This is a genomic window from Azoarcus indigens (assembly GCF_004361735.1).
GTDB classification, from domain to species: domain Bacteria; phylum Pseudomonadota; class Gammaproteobacteria; order Burkholderiales; family Rhodocyclaceae; genus Azoarcus; species Azoarcus indigens.
In genome coordinates, this window is record NZ_SNVV01000011.1 from 1 (window position 1) to 20,359 (window position 20,359).

Below are 20,359 nucleotides of genomic sequence, written 5' to 3' on the forward strand. Positions count from 1 at the left end.
TCGCCAACAGCGGCACGGTGCAGGCGCGCACGCTGGCGGAAAAGGAAGGGCGCATCCTGCTGCTGGCCGACATGAGCCACGGCGAGGTCAAACACAGCGGCCTGCTCGACGCCAGCGCGCCGCAGAGCGGGGATGGCGGCTTCATCGAAACCAGCGCCGCCACCGTCACCCTGGAGTCCGGGCGCAAAGTCACCACGCTGGCGGCGAACGGCCAGACCGGCAGCTGGCTGATCGACCCGAACGACTACACCATCGCCGCCAACGGCGGCAACCTCACCGGCGCCGAGCTGTCGGCGGATCTGGCCAGCACCAGCGTCACCATCAGCACCGCGACCCAGGGCACGGCCGGCGGCAACGGCGACATCTTCGTGAACGATGCGGTGAGCTGGAACGCGGCCACCACGCTGACGCTGAACGCCCAGCGCAATATCGAGATCAACGCGCCCATCACGGTGGCGAACGCCGGCGGCGGGCTGGCATTGAACTACGGCGGCTCGGACTACAGCCTGGGCGCGCCGGTGAGCTTCACCGCCGGCAGCGGCGGCAGCTTCAGCGTGAATGGCCAGGCCTACACGCTGATCCACAGCATGGCTGAACTGGCGGCCATAGAGAGCACCGGCCCGCGCAACGGCGATGGCTGGATCATCGGCAATTACGCGCTGGCGACCAATCTGGACGCCGCCGGCCAGACATATGGCCGCGCCCTCATCGGCCATTTCGGCACCTTCTTCAATGGCACCTTCACCGGCCTGGGCCACATCATCCGCAATCTCACCGTCGATGGCGGCACCAACTCCGTGGGCGGAAGCAGCAGCTACTACGTCGGCTTGTTCGGCTACACGATGAGAAATTCGCTGATCCGCGACCTTGGCCTGGTAGACGCCAGCATGCACGGCTACCAGGCGGTGGGCGGTCTGGCGGGCGTCAACTACGGCACGCTGAAGGGCGTGTTCGCGACCGGCGAGGTGTGGGCGGAGGATGGCGGTGTCGGTGGCCTCGTCGGCTGGAACGTGGGCCGGATCGAAAACGCCTACGCCGGGGCGGAGATTGCCGGCAATTACGATGTGGGCGGCGTGGTGGGCTGGAACGGCGACGATTCCTTCAGTGGCCAGCAGGGCTACATCCTGAATGTCTATTCGATGAGCGTCGCGCGCGGGCAGTCCGGCAGCTTCGGCGGACTGGTCGGCAGCAATTGGCTCGTTGCGGCCGCCAGCGTGGTCAACAGCTATTACTACGGCTCGGCCGGCAGCTACGGCGGCACCGGCGGTTCGGCGGTGAGCGCGGACCAGTTGAAGAACCTGTCCACCTTCGGCAACTGGGACATCGACAATGTTGGCGGCAGCGGCTCCACCTGGCGCATCTACGAGGGCTACAGCACGCCGCTGCTGCGCGCTTTCCTCACGCCGGTGAAGGTGAGCGTGGGCGTGATGGGCGACAAGACCTACGATGGCTTTTACGCCAGCGGTTCCAGCGACCTCCATCAGGTGCCCGGCAACGTCACCCTGCAACAGGGCCAGGGCCCGCTTTACTACACCACCACCGGTGCCGACGCCGGGAGCTACAGCACCGCCGCCGGCAACCTCCGGATCACCGGCAACGCGCTGTATTCCACCCAGACCGGCTACGACATCCTTTACGAGGGTGCGCTGAACATCGACAAGGCGACGCTGACGGTGACCGCCAACGACGCCGCCAAGACCTACGACGGCCAGGCCTGGAGCGGCGGCAACGGCGTGAGCTACAGCGGCTTCGTCAATGGCGAGGACGAGTCGGTGCTGTCCGGCACGCTGAGCTACGGCGGCAGCGGCCAGGGCGCGGTGAATGCCGGCAGCTACGCCATCAGCGCCTCCGGCCTCGGCAGCGGCAACTACAGCCTCAGCTATGTGGACGGCACGCTGACGGTGGACAAGGCGGCGCTGACGGTGCGCTCCCACGGCGACGGCAAGACCTATGACGGCCTCGCCTACGCCGGTGGCGGCGTCGTCTCCTATGACGGCTTCGTCAATGGCGAGGATGCTTCGGTGCTGAGCGGTAGCCTCGCCTATGGCGGCGACGCCCAGGGCGCGATCAACGCCGGCAACTACACCATTTCGCTGTCCGGGCTGAGCTCGAACAACTACGCCATCGGCTATGTGGATGGCACGCTGGCGGTGCACAAGGCGGCGCTCACCGTGACCGCCAACGACGCCGCCAAGACCTACGACGGCCAGGCCTGGAGCGGCGGCAACGGCGTGAGCTACAGCGGCTTCGTCAATGGCGAGGACGCCTCGGTGCTGTCGGGCACGCTGAGCTATGGCGGCAGCGGCCAGGGCGCGGTGAATGCCGGCGGCTACGCCATCAGCGCCTCCGGCCTCGCCAGCGGCAACTACTTCATCAGCTATGTGGATGGCGTGCTGACGGTGAACAAGGCGGCCCTCACGGTGACCGCCAATGACGCCAGCAAGACCTACGACGGCCGTGCCTGGAGCGGCGGCAACGGGGTGAGCTACAGCGGCCTGGCCGGTGGCGATACGGCGGCGGTGCTGGACGGTGCGCCGAGCTACGGTGGCGCCAGCCAGGGCGCGATGGCCGCCGGCAGCTATGCCATCAGCGTCGCTGGCCTGAGCAGCGACAACTACGACATCCGCTTCGTGGATGGCCTGCTGACCATAGGCCGCCCGCTGCAGAGCGGCGACGCCGCCCGCCTCGGCGAGCGGGCGCGGCAGAGCGAGGGAGCGCAGCCGCCGCAACTCCGGTTGGCGGCGGCGGGGCTGGGGCAGCCCGCTCCGCTCAGCCTGGCGCAGGGTTTCATCGCGCTGCCGACCACGGCGGAGTAGGGTGCTCTCCGTCTGCGCAAGGACAGGCGGGTGCGTGTTGCTTTGCAGCAAACGGTGAGCCAAAGTGAGGAGACGCGGCGCCTGGGGCCGCGCATTCATGGAGGCCATGTATATGCCCGGCATATCCCGCTTCGACCAGGATTTCGGCGCCGTTGTCCTGGAACTGGCCGGCTTGTCCGCCCTCTGTGGCGTCCGCCTGCGCGACCCCGGCGTGGTGGATGCGGTGCTGCGCGGCGACGAGCTGATCCGCCATACCAATCCCACCGCCTTCGACAAGATGCGCGGCCTGCTGGTACTGGCCTTCACCCTGGTGGAGCGCTCGGTGGCGGCGCAGGGAGCGGAGTCCACCGCCGAGTTCGTCGCCAGCGCGATTGCCGAGGCGAGCGAACGGCGGGATATGTTCGGCTAGGGTTCGCTGGCCGCGACAGGGGCAGCGTGATGCAGCGCAGAGGGCAGACGCTGCCCGGCGCCAGGGTCTGCCCCCGTCGCGGGAGAGGGGCCACGGCGCCTGGATTACCGCTGGCGGCCTAATCCAGGCAGACGCCTCTTTGCGGCGCCCCCCCTGCCCGGTCCTGCCCCGCGAGGGGGAGTGCGGCGGCGGTGCCGCTAGCGCGTCGCCCCATCCCGCCTCAATCCCCCTTGTCCAGCCCGTACCGCGTCAGCTTGCTGCGCAGGCCGACGCGGGACAGGCCGAGCTCCTTGGCGGCGCGGGTCTTGTTCCAGCGGTGGCGGATCAGGCTCTCGCGCACGATGCGCGCTTCCAGCGTCTCCAGCCGGGTCTTGAGGTCGCCCTCCAGCTCGCCCAGCAGGTTGAGCGCCGGCTCCTCGGCGGCCTCGCCGGCGCGCAGCACCCGCGGGCTGAGGTGGCTGGCGGAGAGGCTGTCGCCGTCGGCCAGGGCGATCATGCGCAGCACCTCGTTGCGCAGCTCGCGCACATTGCCCGGCCAGCGCCAGGCCACCAGGCAGTCGATGATCTCCCCGGACAGCGGCTCGAAGCGGCGGCCGAGCGCGGCCTGGCTCTCGTCCAGCAGCGCCTGGGCGATCAGCGGGATGTCCATCGGCCGTTCGCGCAGCGGCGGCACCGACACGGTGACGGCGGCGAGGCGGTAGTAGAGATCCTCGCGGAAGCGGCCGGCCAGCACCTCGGCCTCCAGGTCGCGGTTGGTAGCGGCGATCACCCGCGCATCCACCGGAATCGGCCGCGCCGCGCCCACCGGCCGCACTTCGCCCTCCTGCAGTACCCGCAGCAGCTTCACCTGGAAGGCGGCGGAGGTTTCGCCCACCTCGTCCAGCAGCATGGTGCCGCCGTCGGCCTGCTTGAACAGGCCGATGCGGTCTTCGAACGCGCCGGTGAAGGCGCCGCGCTTGTGGCCGAAGAGTTCGGACTCCAGCAGTTGGTCCGGCAGCGCGCCGCAGTTCTCCACCACGAAGGCTTCGTCCGCGCGCCGGCTGTCGTAGTGCAGCGCCCGCGCCAGCAGCTCCTTGCCGGTGCCGGATTCGCCGGTGAGCAGCACCGGGATGTCCAGCGCCGAGAGCTTTTTCACCAGCGCGCAGATGCCGTGCATCGGCGAGCCGGGGGCACGCACGATGGCGTCCAGCGCGAAGCGGCGGCGGGCGGCGCCGCGGCGGTTCTCCACCTGCCGCTCCAGCACCGGAGCGGCGGTGCGCAGCTCCATCGCCAGGCGCTGGTTCTCGGCATGCAGGCGCGCCATCTCGGCGGCGGATTTCAGTGTCAGCAGCAGCTGCTCCGGCTGCCAGGGCTTGAGCAGGTACTGGTAGATGCCGGCCTGGTTGATGCCGTCGATGATGTCTTCGGAGTCGGTGTAGCCGGAGATGATGATGCGGATGGCTTCCGGCCAGCGCTCGCGCACCTGGCGCAGCAGGGCGACGCCGGAGGTGCCGGGCATGCGCTGGTCGCACAGCACGATGCGTATCCATTCGCGCTCCAGCACCGCCAGCGCTTCCTCGGCGTTGGAGGCGGTGTGGACTTCGAAGTCCTCCTCCAGCGTGCGGCGCAGGGCTTCCTGGGAGCGGACCTCGTCATCGACGACGAGGATGGCGGGCAGTTCGGGGGGCAGCGGTGGGGTCATGGCTATCGCGGGGTCAGCAGATGCGGGGCAGCGGCTCGCCGCTGAGCCAGTCCAGCATGCGCTGGCCGCCCAGCGGGGTGGCGAGCTGGACGAAGTGGTGGGCGTCTTCCACCACGGTGCCGATGCGGGCGGCGGCGCTGCCCAGCGGGTGGGCGCGCAGCGCGGCCAGCGCGGCGTCGGCGCTTTCCGGGGCGACGACCGCGATCAGCTTGCCTTCGTTGGCGAGGTAGAGCGGGTCCAGGCCGAGCAGCTCGCAGGCGGCTTCCACCTGGGGATGGACTGGCACCGCGGCCTCTTCGATGCGCATGCCGGCGCCGGACTGGCGGGCGATCTCGTTCAGCGTGGTCGCCAGCCCGCCGCGGGTGGGATCGCGCAGCACGCGGATGGCCTCGGCCGGCAGCGCGGCGTAGAGCGCTTCCACCAGGCCGTGCAGGGCGGCGCTGTCGGAGCGGATCTCGGAGTCGAAGGCGAGCGATTCGCGTACCGCCAGGATGGCCATGCCGTGGTCGCCCATGCTGCCGGACACCAGCACCACGTCGCCCGGCCGCGCGCGGGCGCCGCCGGGGCTGCGCTCCGCCGGCAGCGCGCCGATGCCGGTGGTGGCGATGAACACGCCGTCGCCCTTGCCCTGCTCGACCACCTTGGTGTCGCCGGTGACCACCGGCACGCCTGCGGCGCGGCTGGCGGCGGCCATGGAATCGACGATGCGCTTGAGGTCGGCCAGCGGGTAGCCCTCTTCCAGGATGAAGCTGGCGGAGAGGTAGAGCGGCCGGGCGCCCATCACCGCGAGGTCGTTCACCGTGCCGTGCACCGCCAGGCTGCCGATGTCGCCGCCGGGGAAGAACAGCGGCGAGACGACATGGCCGTCGGTCGCCATCACCAGGCGTTCGCCGGGCGCCGGGGCGGGCAGCACCGCGCCGTCGTCGCCCTGGCCCAGCCAGGGGTTGTCGAAGGCGCGGGCGAAGAGTTCGGCCACCAGCTGGGCGGTGGCGCGGCCGCCGGCGCCGTGGTTCATGTCCACACGGCCGGAGCGCAGGTCCAGCGGGCGGGTGTAGTGGGTTTTCATGGCTTGTCGTTGTTTTGGGTGAGGCACTGGCCAGCCGGGAGCATAGCCGGCCGGCGGCGGGCGGTGTCCAGGCCGGGGAAAACAGGCCGGCCGCAAGCGGCCGGCAGGGCGGCGTTCATCCGCTCGCTCACGCTGCGGCGACCGGGATGTCGCGGAAGCGGCCGTAGTTGTAGTGCGCCGCACAAGCGCCCTCGGAGGAGACCATGCAGGAGCCCATCGGCGTTTCCGGGGTACAGGCGGTGCCGAACAGCTTGCAGTCCGCCGGGCGCTTTTCGCCGCGCAGGATGGTGCCGCACTCGCAGGACTTGTGGTCCGGCACCGGCGCGTAGTCCAGGCCGAACTTGGCTTCGGCGTCCCAGGCGGCGAATTCCGGGCGGATGCGCAGCGCCGAGTCGGGCAGGCTGCCGAGGCCGCGCCATTCGTAGCTGTCGCGCAGGGTGAAGACTTCATCCACCAGCGCCTGGGCTTTGAGGTTGCCTTCGCGGGTGACGGCGCGGGTGAATTCGTTCTCGATCTCGGCGCGGCCGTCGTTCACCTGGCGGACCAGCATCAGGATGGACTGCATCACGTCCAGCGGCTCGAAGCCGGCGATGACCACCGGCTTGTGGTGCTGCCCGGCGACGAAATCATAGGGCCGGCTGCCGATGACGGTGGAGACGTGGGCCGGGCCGACGAAGCCGTCCAGCTTCACCCTGGCATCCGCCCCGGCGCCGGCCGGCGCATGCAGGATGGCGCGGATGGCGGCCGGGGTGAGCACGTGGTTGCACAGCACGCTGAAGTTGGCGAGGCCCAGCGCGCGGGCCTGGCGCAGCACCAGCGCGGTGGGCGGCGTGGTGGTCTCGAAGCCGATGGCGAGGAAGACGACTTCGCGCTGCGGCTCGCGCTGGGCCAGCGCCAGGGCGTCGGCGGCGGAATACACCATGCGGATGTCGGCGCGGTTCTTGTCCAGCCGGGCGCGCGCCTTCAGCAGCGACAGGCCGCCGGAGGCCGGTACCCGCAGGCAGTCGCCATAGGTGCAGATGGTGACGGCGCGCTCCATCGCCAGCCGGATGGCCATGTCGATGCGGCCCACCGGCAGCACGCACACCGGGCAGCCGGGGCCGTGGATCATGCGCACATTGGCCGGCAGCAGGTCGACCACGCCATAGCGGGAGATGGCGTGGGTGTGGCCGCCGCAGAACTCCATGAAGGCGTAGTGGCGCGCCGGGTCGGCCTCGCGGGCGATGGCGGCGCCGATGCCGCGGGCGAGTTCGCCGTCGCGGAATTCGTCCACGTACTTCATGCGTCCTCCAGCGAGGGGGTGAGGCCGGCCTGGGCGAACAGCGCCAGCGTGGCCTCGGCCTCCCGCTGGTCCAGCTTGGAGAGGGCGTAGCCGACGTGCACGATCACGTAGTCGCCGATGGCGACGCCGTCCACCAGCGCCAGCGAGATTTCCTTGGCGACGCCGCCGAGTTCCACCCGGGCGCGATCATCCGGCAGCAGTTCCGCCACGCGGGCGGGAATGGCGAGGCACATGCGTTCAATATCCTTCGAGCAGGTAGCGGGCGATGCGGGCCTGGCCGAGCGCGAGGCCGCCGTCGTTGGGCGGCACCTGGCGGGCTTCCAGCACGGTGAGGCCGCGGGCGGCGAGGCGGCGGCCGAGGTCGCGCGACAGCAGGCGGTTGAGGAAACAGCCGCCGGAGAGGGCGACGGTGCGGATGCCGGAAACATCGGTGGCGCGCAGCACCCAGGCTTCCAGCGCGGCGGCCAGGGTGGCGTGGAACAGGGCGGCGCCGCGGGCGGTGTTGCGCTCATCGGCCAGTACGGCGAGCAGCGGCAGCAGGTCCAGGGTGCCGGCTGCGGCGCCCTTGTCCTCCACCAAGCGCCAGCCGCCGGGCAGCGGCAGCGCCGGGCCGTGGGCGGTGGCCAGGCTCTCCAGCCGCATCGCGGCTTCGCCTTCGTAGCCCATGCGCTCGCACACGCCGAGCAGGCCGGCGGCGGCATCGAACCAGCGCCCCAGGCTGGTGGTGGGCGGACAGCGGGTGCCGGCCGCCAGCAGATCGGCCATGCGCCAGGCGGCCTGCTCACGGTGGAAGCGGGCGGCGATCTCGCCGCCGCGGCCGAGCAGGTGCAGCACCGCCGAGGCCATGCGCCAGGGTTCGCGGGCGGCCTTGTCGGCGCCGGGCAGCGGCAGGGCGGCGAGGTGGCCGAGGCGGGCGAAGCGCGGGCCATCCACCTGCAGCAGTTCGCCGCCCCAGGCGCGGCCGTCGCTGCCCAGGCCGGTGCCGTCCAGCGCCAGGCCCAGCGTGGGGCCGAGGTGGCGGTGCTCGGCTTCCACCGCGGCGATGTGGGCGTGGTGGTGCTGTACCGGGAAGGCGGGAATGCCCAGGCGCTCGGCCATGGCCAGCGCGGCGTGGGTGGAGGCGAAGTCCGGGTGCAGGTCGTGGGCGACCGCTTCCGGCTCCAGTGCCAGGATGTGGCGCAGGTGCTCGGCGGCTTCGTCCAGCGCCTGGCAGGCGCCGGCGGATTCGAGGTCGCCGACGTGCTGCGACATGAAGGCCTCGTCGCCGCGCGTCATGCACAGGGTGTTCTTGAGGAAGCCGCCGAAGGCCAGCACCGCCGCGCCCTTGCAGGCAAGCTTGACTGCGCTGGGGACGTAGCCGCGCGAGCGGCGGATGAACTGCATGTCGGCGTCGCCGGCGCGCGGCGAGGGCAGGCTGCGCACCACCGAGTCGTCGCAGCGCACGACGATGTCGCGGTCGTGCATCAGGTAGGCGTCGGCCACGCCCATCAGCCGGCGGGTGGCTTCGCGGTTGCCGATCACCAACGGCTCGCCGCCGGGATTGGCGGAGGTGCACACCAGGGCGAGGTCCTGCGCCATGTCCAGCCAGCCGGTGCCAGCGGGGCGGCCGGCGTGGTCGTGGAACAGCAGGTAGTGCAGCGGGGTGTAGGGCAGCATCAGGCCGACCCAGGCCAGGTGCGGGGCGACGCCATCCAGCTCGCGGTCCACGCTGGGCAGCTTGTCGCACAGCACCACCGGCCGCTCCGGGCTGGCGAGCAGGCGTTCGTCGGTGGGCGACAGCGCGGCCCAGCGCCGCGCCGAGGCGAGGTTGGCGACCATCAACGCGAGGGGTTTGTCCTCGCGCGACTTGCGTGCCCGCAGGCGGGCGACCGCTTCCGGGTTGCGGGCGTCGCACAGCAGGTGGAAGCCGCCCAGGCCCTTGATGGCCACGATCTCGCCGCACAGCAGGCGCAGCAAGGTGTCGGCCACCGGGTCGCGGGTGGCGACGGTGACGCCGTAGCCCTCCAGCAGGGCGAGATGTGGACCACAGGCCGGACAGGCGTTGGGCTCGGCATGGAAGCGGCGGTCGGCCGGGTCGCCGTACTCGTCGGCGCAATCCATGCAGAAGTCGAAGGCCGCCATGCTGGTGTTCACCCGGTCGTAGGGCAGGCCGCGGGTGATGGTGTAGCGTGGGCCGCAGTGGGTGCAGTTGATGAAGGGGTAGCGCCAGCGGCGGTCGGCGGGGTCGAACAGCTCGCGCAGGCAGTCGGCGCACACTGCGGTGTCCGGGCCGATGGCGGTGGTCACCTCGCCGCGGCGGGAGGCCGTGATGGTGAAGCCGTGGTCGCTGGCGTCGGTCTCGCGCAGATCGCTTTCCAGGTGGTCTATGCGTGCCCGCGGCGGCGCTTCGCCGTGCAGGCGGGCGATCAGTGCGGAGAGGTTGCCTGGTTTGCCCTGCACCTCGATCTCCACGCCGCCGCCGTCGTTGCGTACCCAGCCGGACAGGCCCAACTCCTGCGCCAGCCGGTAGACGAAGGGGCGGAAGCCCACGCCCTGGACGACGCCGCGCACCCGCAGCCGGCGGCGCTCCACGGTGGGAGGCAACTGGCGGGGGATGCCGCCGTCGCCGTTCATGATTGCGTCTCCGCAACCTCCACGGCGCTGCTGGAGGCCGCCGCGGCGCCGTCGGCGATCCAGTCCAGCCAGGCGTCGAAGCCTTCGCCGCTGGTGGAGGAGAGCTGCAGCACCCGCAGGCCGGGATTGACGCGGCGGGCGAAGTCGATGGCGCGCTGCACGTCGAAGCTGAGGTGGGGCAGCAGGTCGGTCTTGGACAGCAGCATCAGGTCGGCGGCGGCGAACATGTCCGGGTACTTGAGCGGCTTGTCCTCGCCCTCGGTCACCGACAGGATCACCACCTTGTGCGCCTCGCCGAGATCGAAGGCGGCCGGGCAGACGAGGTTGCCAACGTTCTCGATCAGCAGCAGGCTGCGCGGCGGAATGGCCAGCCGGGCGAAGGCCTCGCCCACCATGTGGGCGTCCAGGTGACAGCCCTTGCCGGTGTTGATCTGCAGCGCTGGCGCGCCGGTGGCGCGGATGCGCTCGGCGTCGAACTCGGTCTGCTGGTCGCCCTCGATCACCGCCACCGGCAGCCGGCCGGCGAGGCGGCGTATGGTTTCCACCAGCAGCGTGGTCTTGCCGGAGCCGGGGCTGGAGACGAGGTTGAGGGCGAACACGCCGCGGCGGGCCAGCCAGTCGCGGTTGGCGGCGGCGAGGCGGTCGTTCTTGCCCAGGATGTCCTGCTCTATCTTCACCATCTGCGCCTGCGACAGGCCGGGCGCATGGGCGTGGGCCGGGCCGTGGCCGTAGTGCAGCGCGCCGGCGCTGGCGGTGGGGCGGTGGGTTTCCGCCGCCGGCGGCGGGGTGGGCGTATGACCGGCTGCGGGTGCAGCGCCGGCGGCCGGCTTGAAGCCGACGCTGGTACTGGCCTTGGGCGGGGCCGCCGGGCGCGCCGGCTGGCCGTTGTAGCGCAGCTCTCCGCTGCCGCATCCACACACGGTACACATCGGTTCAGCTCTCCTTTTCCGGGGTGGGCTCGCCACTGGCGAGCGCCATTTCCTTCACCCGCATCTCGGTGCCGCCGGTGGGCTGCACCTGGTAGCCGCCGCAGCGCGGACAGGCGTCGTAGCGCTGGGCGATGGCGACGGTTTCGGCGCAGCGCAGGCACCAGCCGGTGCCGGGCACGCGCTCTATGCTTACCGTGGCGCCGTCGGCCACGCTGTCCTTCAGCACCACGTCCAGGCAGAAGCGCAGGCTTTCCACTTCCACCGCGGCGAGGTCGCCGATCTCCAGCACCACCGCTTCCACCCGGCTGGCGCCGTGGTTGCGGGCGGTGTCCTCGACGATGCTGCGCACGCCTTCGGCCAGGGACATTTCATGCATGGCCGGCTCCTGTTGCGGCGTCTTCCGTGGGATCGGCGTCGTCGAGTATTACCCGATAGGCTACACAGGGGTCCAGGGCCAGGGCGAGGGCATTCAGCCGCTTTTGGGCGATCCCGCTGTCCGGCGCCGGCCAGCCGCTGCCTTCGCTGGCGAAGCTGCCGGCGGGGTGGAAATTCCACTCGGTAGGGGCGCACACCCGGTAGTCGGCGATGCGGCCTTCGCCATCCAGGCGCACGCCGTGCAGCAGCAGGCCGCGGGCGGTTTCCACCCAGGCGAGGCCGACGCCCGGCGCCGGCGAGGCGGCATCCGCCAGCTCCGGCACCCCGGCGGCCAGCGGCTGGCGCAGCCGGCTGGCGCAGTCGGCGACGTCGATGACCTTGGCCAGCAGCCGGGCGGAGATGCGGTGGCCCTGCTCCAGCAACAGGCGCACCAGCGGCGATCCGGCGTTGCGTGCCAGCGGGCCGGTTTCGGCGGCGGCGCCGTGGTCGATGGGCTGCAGGCACCAGTCTTCGTCCGGCAGGCCGCCGAGCGCGTCCAGCCAGCCGGCGGCGCTGCGCCGCGGCAGCAGGGCCACCGCGCCGCTGGCCGGCGCGCCGGCGGTGCCGGAGCGCACCAGCGCGCCGAGCACGCTGCCCAGGCCGCCGCCGGCCTCGGCGCGGTCCACGAATTCGCCCAGGTTGCGCGGCTCGCGCAGGCGGGTGAAGAAGCCGGCCAGCAGTTCGCGGGCGACCAGGTCCAGCAGGTCGCCGCCGAGGGCGTAGGCCTCTTCCGCGCTCAGCGGGCGGGCGAGGCGGCGGTGCAGTTCGGCGTAGCGGTTGCGGCGGGCGTCGAAGCCGAGCAGCGGCGGCCAGTCCAGCAGCAGGCGCCACAGGTGTTCCTGGGCGGCTTCGGCGGCCAGGCAGCGTTCCAGCGCGGCGGCTTCGTCTTCACCGGGCGTGGGCTGGCCGAGGGCGGCGGCGCAGGCGAGGCGAGCGGCGCTCTGCTGGGCCTGGGCGCAGAGGGCGAACAGGCGCGGCACCAGCGCGGCGGCTTCGGCCGGGCTGCGGCCGGCGAGCAGGGCGGCGGCGCGCGGGCGCTGGTTGCGGATGTCGATATGCGTGAGCTGGCTGCCCTGGCGGTGGGCGTGCAGCAGCAGGGGGTCGGCTTGCGTGTTCATTCCCGGCCTCCGAACAGGCTGCCGCGCAGGAAGGCGCGGCGGGATACCGCCTGGTTGGAGAGCGGGCGCCCGGCCAGCCGCGCGGCTTCCGCATCCTCGCGCGCGGCGGCGGTGCTGTCCAGTGCGCCTTCGCCCGGCTGCAACAGGGCGTCGAAGGCGGCCAGCGCCACTGCTTCGGCGGCGGCCTGGTCGTCGAATTCGAACACCGGGGAGAACAGCGAGCAGGTCTGGTAGGGGCCGAGGCCGTCCTCGCTGCTGCCGAGGAAGGTGTAGCTGCCGGAGGGGAAGGCCCAGTCCTGCGATTCGCCGACGGCAATGGCGCGGAAGCGCCCGCCGCCGCCCGGCAGGATGACCAGCGACAGCGCCCAGGGAGTGAGCAGCACGCCCAGCCATTCGCCGTCGTGCCGCCGCATCGCCGGTACCGCCACCGCCAGCGCCGGATTGCACACCGGCAGCCCGGCCATGCGGGTGGCGGCGATGCGGGCGAAGGCGCGCTGCAGGGCGTCGGCGGGATTGCCGGCGTGGCCGGCGGGCGGTTGGGCGTGCATCGGGCGGGCTCGTTCTCGGGCTGCGGCGTTGGGCTGGCGGGCGTTCAGCGTGTGCCGCGGCGGAGGCGGTGTTTCATTCGTCCACCACCATGAACTTCTCCCGCGGCGCGTCGCAATTGGGGCAGGTCCAGTGCGCGGGCAGGGCGGCGAAGGGGGTGCCGGGCACCACCTGGGCGAGCGCGTCGCCCTCGGCCGGGTCGTAGATCCACCAGCAGATGCCGCATTCCAGGCGGGCGTTGGGGTCCAGGCGGTCTTCGTCGCCGAGGTAGCTGCCTTCGAACATGGTGTCGGGTCTCCGGTGGACGGCGTTCAGAGCTCGCCCAGGCTGTCGGTCCACTCGCGCAGGCGGGCGATGCTGTCGGCGAAGTCATCGGCGGCGGCCGGGGCGACGTCGGGCAGGTCGGTGACTTCCAGGGTGTTGAGGATGAGGGTGTCGGCGCTGTTGAAGTACTGCACCCACCAGGTGCGGGCCAGGCCGGTGCTGGTGATGCGGCAGTTGCCGTAGCCGCGCGACAGGATGACCGTGGGGCCGATGCCCAGGCTGGCGACCAGCCAGTTGAGGTCGTCCGGCGTCATCGGCAGCAGGGTGAGGTTGATGATGTGGGCGGGGGCGCCGGGGGCGTGGCGGGAGACTGCATCCAGCAACTCGTTCATCACCGCCGGCGCGTTCATGACGCCCTGCGGCGCCGGCGGCGGGGTGAGCGTGGCCGGCATGTCGATCTGCGGCCGGGTGACGGCGGCGGGCGGCATGGCGCAGGCTTCGATGCGGTCGAAGCTGCCATCCTCGGCGATGACGCGCCAGACACCGGCGAACACCGTTTCCTGGATGCGCAGCGCCGGCTCGCCGCCGCGGGCTTCCACCCGGGCGCTGACCTCGCCCTGGCCGAGGGCGTCATTCACCAGCGCCAGCACCTCCGCCGGCAGGCCAGCGAGGTTGGCCACCGGGTGGCCGGCGTCGCCGAAGCGCCAGGCGCTCATGGCCGCGATCAGGTTCTGCAGCAGGCCGACGGCGGCGTCGCGGGCGGCGGGGGCGACTTCGTCCGGCAGGCGCGGCGGGTTGAAGGTGTCCATGCCGCTGGGCATGGGCATGTACTCCAGGTCTTCTTCCTCGAAGGGCGACTGGGAGCCGGGACCGACGGCGACGACCGGGATGGGGAAGGCTTTCATCGGCGCTGTCCTCAGTGACAGGAAGTGGGAATGCTGGTGCGCACCGGGATGCCGATGCCGGGCCGGCGCGCGGCAGGGGTGGCGAGCATGCGGTTGATGGCGTCAACCAGCGGCCGCCAGTCGCGCATGCCTTCGACGGCGCCGACGTAGTCGCCGGGCTTGGCCTCCTCCGCGCCTTCCCCTTGCTGGCCGCCGCGCAGGAACAGCAGCGCCGGGTAGCGGCTGATGCCGAACTGGGCGGCGATCTCGCGGCTGGCGGCGGGGGCGGCGTAGGCGCGGCGGAAGGGGGCGTCGGCGGACTTCAGGGCTTCCGGCAGCACCACCACCATGTCCCAGGCTTCCGGGCAGCGCACCGGGTCGTCGGTGAGCAGGATCACCGCGTCGCCGGTCGCGGCGGCGAAGGCGGCGAGGTCGCCGGCCTCGAGCTGGGTGAAGCCGTCGCGCTCGCGCAGGCGCTGCAGGCCTTGCTCGAAGGGGCTGGTGCTGATGCCGAAGGAAGGGGCGTCGTTCATTTCTTCTGGTCTCTCAGGAAGTCGGGGAGCTGGGGTTCGCGGCCGACCAGGTCGGCGAAGGCGGCGTCCAGGTCGGGCGTGCCGCCGGCCATCAGGCTGTCCAGCGCGGCCAGCGCGGCCAGGCTGCGGGCGGCTTCGTCGGCGTCGATGACTTCGCGGGCGGCGCCGAGGAAGGTCATCAGCCAGGCGCCGGCCGGCTGCGGGCCGGTGAGCAGGGTGTCTATCCAGGTCTCGCCGCCGTCGCGGTCGCGGCACAGCGCGCGGCCGTCCTCGCAGCGCAGTACCTGCATGGGGATGCCGACGCACATCTCAGCGCGTCCTCCGGCGGGGCGAGGGCGTACAGGAGGCGGCCTTCACTGCGAGGCCTTGGGCATGAAGCGCTCGTCGCCGATGCGACAGGCCAGTTCCTCCGCCGGCCGGCCCTGCTCGTAGGCGTGCAGGGCGAGGGCGTCGTCGTTGAGGCGGGCGGGCGGGGTGGCGCGCGGCGTCAGCGTCACGCCCCATTCGCGCAGGCGGGCGGCGGCCAGTTCCACCGCTTCGGGCACACGGGCGCGCACCTGCGGCCGCAGGCTGCCGCCGAAATCCTCCAGTTCCACCGGCTGCACGCCGATCAGCAGCATCTGCGCCGGGCCGCGGCCCAGCATGGCGGCGGAGGCCAGCACCTCCTGGAAACCGGTCTGGTGCAGGCTCATCTTCTTGGCGCCCATGAAGCGCGGTACTTCGTCGTTCTCGACCAGGCGCATGGTGCCGGGCTCCAGGCCGTAATCCACCGCGTCGAACACGATCAGCCGCTGCGCGGCGGACACGTAGGGCAGCAGGTAGAGGCCCTGGGTGCCGCCGTCCATCACGGTGACGTCGGCCGGGGTTTCCCAGGCGGCGTCGAAGGCCTCGACGCAGCGCACGCCGAAGCCTTCGTCTGCCCACAGCAGGTTGCCGATGCCGAGGATGAGGGTGCTGCCGTAGGTGGATTCCATGGGGGCGTTCGCCGGTGTAACGAATGGCGTAACAGTTGCAGGGACTGTGCCAATTCCGGCGCATGGCTGGATATGTAGCCGAATCAGGGGCTTGGCTACGACTTCTTCGTCCAATGGAAATAGGCGGCGGCTGCGCTTCGCTACATTTCGTCGACAAAAGTGGAAAGCAATTGTCCATCGGGGTGCAAAGGGGCTTTGCGCACCGCAGCGTGGGTGTGCCCTCCGGTCGCAGCGGGGCGGCGCATGTGGGGAATACGACAGCGCGCATTTTGCGCAAGCGGCTGTTTGCAAAGGGAAAGGGGCCGCAGGCGTGGATGGCATCGAACCTGCTCGTCTGCCGCACCCCAACCCCCAGGGAGCATGCAGTGAAACTACAGATCGAACGCCGGCATGTGGAGGCCATGGTGCAGGCCTTCCCCCGGCTGGGCTGGCTGCAGGACCAGCTCAAGCTCGGCAACCGGGCCGAGGTGCCCTTCTCCCAGCTGGAGCATGCCGAGGTGTGCTTTCTCGGCGACCTCTACGGCGCCGGCGGGCCCAACGAGCGCGCCCGCGCCGCGCAGCTGGCGACGCTGAGCGAGGCCTTCAACGATGGCGGCTACCGCTTCGCCGACGATGAGCTGGAGCGGGTGGTGCCGGAGGTGATCCGCTACCTCGCCACCGGCGGCGCGCGCGGCTGGCTGTTCACCGCCGCCCTCACCGGCAAGCCGCAGGCCTGGGCGGTGGCGCGCATCGACTACACCCCGCCCGGCGGCGAAGAGAGCGCCAAGGTGCTGGTGGAACTGCGCGCCAACGCCAAAGGCAAGCTCGCCACCGCCAACATCCGCATCACCCCCAGCGACATTCCCGGCCGCACGGTGGCGGAGATCTTCGCCGGCAAGGGCTTCGTGCGCGAAACGCCGGCATTGCTGCAGGCCTACGATGAGGGCGAGCAGCGCTACTTCGACTGGCGCGCCCGCTACGGCGAGCAGTTCTCCGGCGGTGGCACCGGCTATTACGCCGAGAACCCCACCGCCACCCACCGCGACACCGATTGGTCGCGCAAGGACGTGGTGGTGCTCTCCTCCAGCGGCGGCAAGGCGCGGCTGGTGAACGACGAGAACATTCTTGCCGACCGCTCGCTGACGCTGGACACCCAGGGCAATGTGCTGGAGCGCTACCTGCGCTGGGCGTCGAAGAACGGCGAGTTCAAGCTGGAAGCGGAGATCGAGGCCATCCAGGCCATCCTGCCGGAGGGCATGTTCACCCGCCTGCCGGTGCAGTTCTACATCCTGATGTTCCACCTCGACCTGCACCACTACGTGTGGGTGCATGTGGACGACCTGGAGCCCTACCGCTACAGCCCGGAGCTGAAGGACAAGCTGGTGCTGCCGGAGGAGCAGACCGATCTCATCGACATCCTCACCGCCGAGATGGACGTGTTGATGGAGGACATCGTCGCCGGCAAGTCCGGCGGCACCACCGTGCTGTGCGCCGGGCCCCCGGGCGTGGGCAAGACGCTGACCGCCGAGGTGTACGCCGAGATCATCCGCCGGCCGCTGTACCGGGTGCATTCGGGCCAGCTCGGCCTCAACGTGGCGGCGATGGAGACCGCGCTGAAGGAGGTGCTGACCCGCGCCCAGCGCTGGGGCGCGGTGATGCTGATCGACGAGGCGGACGTCTACATCAAGCGCCGCGACGACAACATCTCGATGAACGCGGTGGTGGGCGTGTTCCTGCGCGTGCTGGAGTATTTCAACGGCCTGCTCTTCCTCACCACCAACCGGGTGGATGACATCGACGAAGCCATCGTCTCCCGTTGCATCGCCCTGATCCGCTACGAGCTGCCCGACGCCGAGGCGCGCGCCCGCATCTGGCGGGTGATGGCCGAGCAGTTCGGCCTGGCGCTGGACGCGGCGCTGATAGACCGCCTGGTGACGCGCTATCCGCAGGCCTCCGGCCGCGACATCAAGGGTCTGGCCAAGCTGGTGGCCAAGTACTGCGGCCGCAAGGCGGTGCCGGCGGACATGGCGGCCTTCGACCGCTGCGCGATGTTCCGCGCGCTGACGCCAACGGAGGCCTGAGCCGGCCGGGGCCGTGCCGGGCCGGGCGTGATGCGCGCGGCGGCCCGGCGGTCGGCCTCAGCGCGCCGGCTCGGCCAGCGCCCGCTCTATCGCCGCCGTCACTTCCGGCGCATCCGGCTTCACCTTGCTGGGGAAGCTGGCGAGCACCTTGCCGTCGCGGCCGACCACGTACTTGGTGAAGTTCCACTTCGGCTCCGCCGATTCCCGCGCCAACTGGCGGAACAGCGGGCTGGCCTGCTCGCCGCGCACATGGGTGGGCGCGAACATGTCGAAGCTGACGCCGAAATTGACGAAGCAGACGTTGGCCGCCTTGGCCTCGTCGTCCGCCTCCTGGTTGAAGTCGTCGGAAGAGAAGCCCAGCACCTTCAGGCCGCTGGCCTTGTAGCGCTGGTGCACCGCTTCCAGCTCCTTGAACTGGCCGGTGTAGCCGCAGTGGCTGGCGGTGTTCACGATCAGCAGCGGCTGGCCCTGGTAACGCCTGAGATCCACCGTCTCGTCGGCATGCAGGCGGCGGAAGCTGTTGTTCAGCAGCGCCGGCGCGGCGCTGGTGGCGGCAGGGGTGTCCGCGGCGAGGGCGGGCTGGCCGGCGCCCAGGGCGGCGAGGATGGTGACGAGGCAGACGGCAAGGCGCATGGCTGTACTCCGGCGGGGGCCGCAAGGGGCGGGTATGGGACGGAGAGTGCCATAGCCGGGTGAAAGTTCGGCGGCGGATGCCTGCGGCGGGCAGGGCCGCCGCCCGCGCCGCTCAGGGCAGGGCGATGCGCGCGCCCAGGGTGAGGCTGTAGTCGAACAGGTCGCCGAACTCGGTGCCGCGGCCGCCGACCGGCACCGTGCCGAGCATGAAGGCGGTGATGTGCCGGTTGAGCGGGCGTTCGGCGAACAGGCTGGCCTGGGCGCTGCGGTCGGCCAGGCTGTGGCTCAGCATCAGGCGCCAGTAGCCGTCGTCGCTCAGCGGGCTGTTCTGCCAGATGAGGTGGAGGTAGTCGCGCGCCAGCAGCGGCGGCGCGGCGCCCAGGCCGGCGCCCAGGGCCTGGGCGGCGTCGGCCGCCGGCAGCCGGGTCGTCGCCATTTCGGCGCGGCCGAAGTGGCTGCGGCGGGCGGCGCCGTCGTAGCCGTGGCCGTAGCGCAGGTATTCGGCGGTGAGGCTGTGGCCGTTCTCCAGCGTGTAGCTGGCGCCCAGCAGCCAGCTCGAATGGCGCGGCGATTCATCGGCGATGCGCACCGGCTGCGCCGCATCGCCAGCCGGGCGCAGGCTGCGGGTCAGCGTGGAGGAGCCGAATTCGCCATAGAGCAGCCATTCGTCGCTGACGGTGTGCTGCAGATGGGCGCCGACGAAGTGGCCCGCTTGGGGCCGGCTCGCCAGCGCCAGGCCGGCGGCGAGGTCGTCGCTGCGCAGGTCGGCCTTGAGCAGCCAGCTGTCGGCCCAGGGATCAGGCCGCGCGGCGTCGTGGCCGCTGCTGGCGATGCGCGCCAGATAGACGCTGCGGGTGACGTCCGGCGCCCAGATGAGGCGGGCGACATCCACCCCCGAGAGCTCGCGTATGGGGTTGCTGCGGCCGTTGTCGAAGTAGTACGGGTTGGACGGCGAGCGGAACTGTGCCGGCCCCCAGCTCAGGGTTTCGCGGCCGATGGCGGCGGTGATTGCGGTATCGGTGCGCCAGCGCAGCTGCCACTGGCTGAGGTAGCTCCGGCTGCCGCTGCCCTGCTGGTTGTCGTGCTGCCAGTGGACGATGGGGCGCGCGGTGAGGCGCAGCGGGCCGCGCTCGGCCTTGAGGTTGAAGCGGCCTTCGAAGGTGAGGCTGTCGCGGGGGAGCCGGGCGATGCGGTTGTCCGGATTCTGGATGCTGTCGTGCGCGGGCTGTAGCGTGTTGGCGTAGCCATAGAGGGTGGCATCGGCGCTCAGCGCCCAGCCCTCGTCCGCGGCGGCGGTTTGCGGCAGCGCCAGGGCGCCTAGCAGTGCGGCAAGGGCGCGGAGGCGGAAAGAGGGGGGGCGGGGGCGGCGCGTGCCGCTCACTGGCTCTGTCCCAGATCGAACACGTCCGGCGCGATGCGTTCGATGCGGACGTCGCGGAATTCCATGACGGTTTCGCCGTCGGTGAGCGCGTCGCGGATGCGCATGCGGCTGACGAAGGGGATCTGGCGGCCGTCGTACTGGATGGTGTGGGCGTATTCGAAGTAGGCGGTCTTGAGCAGCTTGCCGCTGACCGACAGGAACTCGGCCTTGATGCCGACGCCGCGGCTGGCGGAGACCCAGTAGCGGATGCGGTCGTAGGTGGTGCGCTTGTGGCGGGCGTTCAGCTCCAGCACCGCGCAGGCCTCGCCCTCCACCGCCTCGTTGCCGGCCAGCGCGGCTTCGTAGTCCAGGGCGTAGTTGGTGGCGGCGATGTCGCCATTGGCGGCCTGGCCGCTCATGCGCTGGCGCGGCGAGATCGGGATGGGCTTGGACAGGCCGGGCCGGGTCAGCCACATGTTGCGTTCCACCTGCAGCAGGCGCGAGCCCTTGAAGCGCGCTGGCTCCTGGGTTTCGGCCACGCTGGCCTGGTCGGTGGCGCGCACGGTGAGGCGTTGCGGTTCGCCGGCCTTGCCGTCTTCCTGCGAGTTCAGGTGGATGTCCCAGACCACGCCAGGCAGGCCGCCGCCGCGGGCGCGGTCGGCGTTCCTGAGCAGGGCCTGCGGGTCGGGGCCGGCGTGCGCCAGGGTGCCGGCGGCGAGGAGGGCGAGGCTGGCGGCGGCGAGGAGTCTGCGGAGCATGGGGCGGATTCCGGAACGG

General features: G+C 71.3%; 20 protein-coding genes. 3 read left to right on the forward strand and 17 right to left on the reverse strand.

Translation table 11 applies throughout. The annotated features are described in order from the left end of the window. Together C7389_RS24885 and C7389_RS13360 are read left to right on the forward strand one after the other, a co-directional pair. The coding region (locus tag C7389_RS24885; protein ID WP_170212485.1) for an MBG domain-containing protein at window positions 1-2,816 on the forward strand (2,816 nt) is incomplete at its 5' end. 112 nt (window positions 2,817-2,928) lie between these two features. Next, on the forward strand, window positions 2,929-3,225 hold the full coding sequence (locus tag C7389_RS13360) for a hypothetical protein (protein ID WP_133592233.1): 297 nt from the start codon (window positions 2,929-2,931) through the stop codon (window positions 3,223-3,225). Between the two features lie 220 nt (window positions 3,226-3,445). On the opposite strand, the gene C7389_RS13365 is transcribed toward C7389_RS13360, so the two are convergent. The 14 genes from C7389_RS13365 to C7389_RS13430 all read right to left on the reverse strand — a co-directional run bounded on the left by C7389_RS13365 (window position 3,446) and on the right by C7389_RS13430 (window position 15,529). Beyond that, entirely contained in the window at window positions 3,446-4,906 is a 1,461-nt protein-coding gene (locus C7389_RS13365; RefSeq protein WP_133592235.1) for a sigma-54-dependent transcriptional regulator, read from the reverse strand. Between the two features lie 13 nt (window positions 4,907-4,919). Next, window positions 4,920-5,972 carry a hydrogenase expression/formation protein HypE gene (gene hypE, locus C7389_RS13370; RefSeq protein WP_133592237.1) on the reverse strand — a complete coding sequence of 351 codons (1,053 nt, stop codon included), beginning with the start codon at window positions 5,970-5,972 and terminating at the stop codon, window positions 4,920-4,922. A gap of 127 nt (window positions 5,973-6,099) precedes the next feature. Next, window positions 6,100-7,254 carry a hydrogenase formation protein HypD gene (gene hypD / locus C7389_RS13375; RefSeq protein WP_133592239.1) on the reverse strand — a complete coding sequence of 385 codons (1,155 nt, stop codon included), beginning with the start codon at window positions 7,252-7,254 and terminating at the stop codon, window positions 6,100-6,102. Beyond that, window positions 7,251-7,487 carry a HypC/HybG/HupF family hydrogenase formation chaperone gene (locus tag C7389_RS13380; RefSeq protein ID WP_133592241.1) on the reverse strand — a complete coding sequence of 79 codons (237 nt, stop codon included), beginning with the start codon at window positions 7,485-7,487 and terminating at the stop codon, window positions 7,251-7,253. Before C7389_RS13380 ends, hypD begins: the two co-directional genes overlap by 4 nt. Before the next feature lie 4 nt (window positions 7,488-7,491). After that, a complete protein-coding gene (gene hypF, locus C7389_RS13385) occupies window positions 7,492-9,867 on the reverse strand; it encodes a carbamoyltransferase HypF (protein WP_133592243.1) in 2,376 nt (791 codons plus the stop codon). After that, on the reverse strand, window positions 9,864-10,796 hold the full coding sequence (gene hypB, locus C7389_RS13390; protein ID WP_133592245.1) for a hydrogenase nickel incorporation protein HypB: 933 nt from the start codon (window positions 10,794-10,796) through the stop codon (window positions 9,864-9,866). The genes hypF and hypB overlap by 4 nt, the downstream gene beginning before the upstream one ends. A gap of 4 nt (window positions 10,797-10,800) precedes the next feature. After that, entirely contained in the window at window positions 10,801-11,172 is a 372-nt protein-coding gene (hypA, locus tag C7389_RS13395; RefSeq protein ID WP_133592247.1) for a hydrogenase maturation nickel metallochaperone HypA, read from the reverse strand. Beyond that, window positions 11,165-12,328 carry a hypothetical protein gene (locus tag C7389_RS13400; protein ID WP_133592249.1) on the reverse strand — a complete coding sequence of 388 codons (1,164 nt, stop codon included), beginning with the start codon at window positions 12,326-12,328 and terminating at the stop codon, window positions 11,165-11,167. Before C7389_RS13400 ends, hypA begins: the two co-directional genes overlap by 8 nt. Beyond that, entirely contained in the window at window positions 12,325-12,876 is a 552-nt protein-coding gene (gene hybE / locus C7389_RS13405; protein ID WP_133592251.1) for a [NiFe]-hydrogenase assembly chaperone HybE, read from the reverse strand. Before hybE ends, C7389_RS13400 begins: the two co-directional genes overlap by 4 nt. Window positions 12,877-12,949: 73 nt before the next feature. Next, entirely contained in the window at window positions 12,950-13,159 is a 210-nt protein-coding gene (locus C7389_RS13410) for a rubredoxin (protein ID WP_133592253.1), read from the reverse strand. A gap of 26 nt (window positions 13,160-13,185) precedes the next feature. Next, entirely contained in the window at window positions 13,186-14,043 is an 858-nt protein-coding gene (locus C7389_RS13415; protein ID WP_133592255.1) for a hydrogenase expression/formation protein, read from the reverse strand. 11 nt (window positions 14,044-14,054) lie between these two features. After that, the gene (locus tag C7389_RS13420) at window positions 14,055-14,555 is read right to left on the reverse strand and encodes a thioredoxin domain-containing protein (protein WP_133592257.1); all 501 of its coding nucleotides are present in this window, start codon (window positions 14,553-14,555) and stop codon (window positions 14,055-14,057) included. Further along, window positions 14,552-14,863 carry a HypC/HybG/HupF family hydrogenase formation chaperone gene (gene hypC / locus C7389_RS13425; protein WP_133592259.1) on the reverse strand — a complete coding sequence of 104 codons (312 nt, stop codon included), beginning with the start codon at window positions 14,861-14,863 and terminating at the stop codon, window positions 14,552-14,554. Before hypC ends, C7389_RS13420 begins: the two co-directional genes overlap by 4 nt. A gap of 45 nt (window positions 14,864-14,908) precedes the next feature. Further along, a complete protein-coding gene (locus tag C7389_RS13430; protein WP_133592261.1) occupies window positions 14,909-15,529 on the reverse strand; it encodes a HyaD/HybD family hydrogenase maturation endopeptidase in 621 nt (206 codons plus the stop codon). Window positions 15,530-15,894: 365 nt separating this feature from the next. Between C7389_RS13430 and C7389_RS13435 the strand changes: the two genes are divergently transcribed. Beyond that, entirely contained in the window at window positions 15,895-17,589 is a 1,695-nt protein-coding gene (locus C7389_RS13435; protein WP_133592263.1) for an ATP-binding protein, read from the forward strand. 57 nt (window positions 17,590-17,646) lie between these two features. Here the strand turns inward: C7389_RS13435 and C7389_RS13440 are convergent, their stop codons facing one another. The 3 genes from C7389_RS13440 to C7389_RS13450 all read right to left on the reverse strand — a co-directional run bounded on the left by C7389_RS13440 (window position 17,647) and on the right by C7389_RS13450 (window position 20,340). After that, complete coding sequence (locus C7389_RS13440) at window positions 17,647-18,222, reverse strand: glutathione peroxidase (protein ID WP_133592265.1); 576 nt, start codon at window positions 18,220-18,222, stop codon at window positions 17,647-17,649. A gap of 112 nt (window positions 18,223-18,334) precedes the next feature. Further along, window positions 18,335-19,603: a hypothetical protein gene (locus tag C7389_RS13445; RefSeq protein WP_133592267.1), complete on the reverse strand. Its 1,269-nt coding sequence runs from the start codon at window positions 19,601-19,603 to the stop codon at window positions 18,335-18,337. After that, window positions 19,600-20,340: an outer membrane lipoprotein-sorting protein gene (locus C7389_RS13450; protein ID WP_133592269.1), complete on the reverse strand. Its 741-nt coding sequence runs from the start codon at window positions 20,338-20,340 to the stop codon at window positions 19,600-19,602. The genes C7389_RS13445 and C7389_RS13450 overlap by 4 nt, the downstream gene beginning before the upstream one ends. Window positions 20,341-20,359: the final 19 nt, after the last annotated feature.